The following is a 2,270-nucleotide window of genomic DNA, read 5'->3' as shown; positions in this document are numbered from 1 at the left end:
GCCAGCTTTTCGATTCGCCAACGGAAGCAGAAATCGATCAGGCGCTGTTGAGTGGGTTCTGGGAGCAGAGCTGACATTTTGGCGTTCCCGTAGCAAGCGGACTAAAAACAACGCCCAGGCCTTTGCAGACGGCATGAACGCCATGAACGCATCCATAAATGGGGTAAAGCAGTTAAGCAACTTACTACAAAGGGCATGGACTCGTTTTAGACTCAGTAGTACAGCCAGTTGGCATCAGCAAACACGACCTTGTGCGGTTGAGTCCTGCCCTTGTACAGAGTTGGTGCTTTTGAGTTTTCTAGTGTCAACCCAACCGACAGCGAGGGGTGATTGCCTTTCACAAAGGTTACCTTATGTACTTGAACAAAGCCATCGAACTGTTTCCGGTCTTTTGCCATGAAACCCAGGAATCGTATGAGTTAAAACCTTCTAGTGAAGCTCAAATTGAGGCATATGCAGCAGCCATCCATCTCCCTTTGCCCAAAGCTTACAAAGAGTTTCTCCTCTGGCTAGGAGAAAGTGCCGGGGGCTTTATAGACTCTTTCATTCTGCGCGGTATCTATCTACGCCGCAATCGAGAAGATGCGCTCGAGTTATTGGCGGAGCAAGATTGTACAGAGTTGCTGCCTGACGATGCCCTTGTCTTTGCCTGGTTTAACCAGGGACAGGGGTTTGGCTTTATCCGCGCCTCTGAGGGAGACAATCCACCCGTTTACTTTTACGTTGAGGGTAAAGGCATGCTTGGGCAGACTCATCCGAATCTAGAAGCTTTTGTCATTGGTTACATGAATGGCATGATGTCCTGGAACAAGCGTTAATGTCTCTGCCTGATGTACCAGTGCAACGACTCGCCTCGTAGCGCGATCACCTGCCTCATAGGTTGGGTTAAGCCTCGCCCAACCCAGTGTCCACAAGCGGTGAAGCGATCAGTGGTAGCAGGATGCTCTTTTGCAGGTTTGGTCATGTTAGGTTTGCTACCTCAACCCAGGTTAGAGGAAATCAACGCTCGTACTCACAGTACGAGCGCCCTTTGGGAACAATAAACTCAAAGTTCCCCAAAAGAATTCTGTGGCTTTCCCAGCCTCCCTCGTTATCCCCATCTACAATCGTGCCGCTTATCTCTCTGGTGCGATCGCTCGCATCCTCGCGCAAACCCACCCCGACTTTGCACTCCTGCTTTGGAGGCTTCACGGATGGCTCGGTAGCGATCGCCACCCACTACGCTCAACGTGACAAATGCATTCAAGTGGTTGCTGCCACCCGCAACTATGCAGACGACACAAGGTGAGGCACAAAACCTCTAATTGTTTAGAGGCGCTAGTAAGCCTGTTCAGGATTGATACCGCTACAGGATGATGGCCCTTTTTGACACGCAGTGTTGCCAGGCTCCCAAAACGTTTAACAAGTCCGACTACCAGTTGTCAAATGATCAGCGCGGCAAGGTTTGCCGGTAGCAGGGCGTGCTGCGCTCGACTTGCTGTTTGCTGTGACGTGGGCAGTCAAGCGGTGCCCCTAAAAACCGACTTTTAATCAGGGGTGCTTGAGAAGCGAACCTGCTGCTCGGCCGCTGTCGTTGCTGCTGACGCAGGCTCAGTACAAAGAGCCCCTGTTCTAGAGTGAGGTCGCTAAACCAGAGCTTCATCACTTTTTTCCAGTGCCAATGCAATTGCGGCATATGTGCTTCGTTCTATAGGCTTCAGCGTGACTCAGAGCATCCTTAGCTCTATTGAGGCACACAAACATGGCTTGGGGTCGTTAAAGCAGAAAAGCGGCGACTAGCCGCAACGAAGCAGGGCAAAGGTTCGCAAAACATTTCACTGTAGCAAAACCAGTGACTGACACTCACAGTACAGGCCCCTGACGGGCGGTAAGCAGACTACCAGACCGCTTCAAGGGTACGCTTGATGCCAGCAACCTTTCTTGGCCTTAGGGAAGCGAAGCTGCCATGAAGTGCAACGAGACTGGAACGATGACAGGGTAAGGGATTGCGGATATTTATGCCGTACTATTTTTTGTCAGCTTCCACAGCAGCCTCTACTAGTTAACGTGAGTTCGACGAACAGAAATTGACACAAGAAAAGCTGAGACTGGTTTTGAAGTAACGGTCTCAGCTATGGAAACCATCGTATCGCGTCTGGATATTGCACACCTTTTTTATGAACTGGACGATTTTTATCAGCACTTTGAGCACAGTTGGCAACACCAAGTGCAGTTGCCTTCCATGCCTGGTGAACGCCGGAGCCATTCCCGCCTGAGTTTGAGCGAAGTGA

At 50.7% G+C, this 2,270-nt stretch carries 3 protein-coding genes; 2 read left to right on the top strand and 1 reads right to left on the bottom strand.

Annotated elements, in window-relative coordinates; all coding sequences use genetic code 11:
* The first annotated feature begins 353 nt into the window (after positions 1-353).
* Complete coding sequence (locus H6F86_RS15040) at positions 354-818, top strand: SMI1/KNR4 family protein (protein WP_190449426.1); 465 nt, start codon at positions 354-356, stop codon at positions 816-818.
* Here the strand turns inward: H6F86_RS15040 and H6F86_RS15035 are convergent.
* The gene (locus H6F86_RS15035) at positions 815-964 is read right to left on the bottom strand and encodes a hypothetical protein (RefSeq protein WP_190449425.1); all 150 of its coding nucleotides are present in this window, start codon (positions 962-964) and stop codon (positions 815-817) included. The genes H6F86_RS15040 and H6F86_RS15035 overlap by 4 nt on opposite strands.
* Positions 965-1,108: 144 nt before the next feature.
* Between H6F86_RS15035 and H6F86_RS15030 the strand changes: the two genes are divergently transcribed.
* The gene (locus H6F86_RS15030; RefSeq protein ID WP_190449424.1) at positions 1,109-1,288 is read left to right on the top strand and encodes a hypothetical protein; all 180 of its coding nucleotides are present in this window, start codon (positions 1,109-1,111) and stop codon (positions 1,286-1,288) included.
* Positions 1,289-2,270: the final 982 nt, after the last annotated feature.

The sequence above is a fragment of the Phormidium sp. FACHB-592 genome, assembly GCF_014695795.1.
Classification (GTDB): Bacteria; Cyanobacteriota; Cyanobacteriia; order Leptolyngbyales; family Leptolyngbyaceae; genus Stenomitos.
Note: the sequence above shows the minus strand (reverse complement) of the source record. Positions and strands in the feature narration are given on the sequence as shown.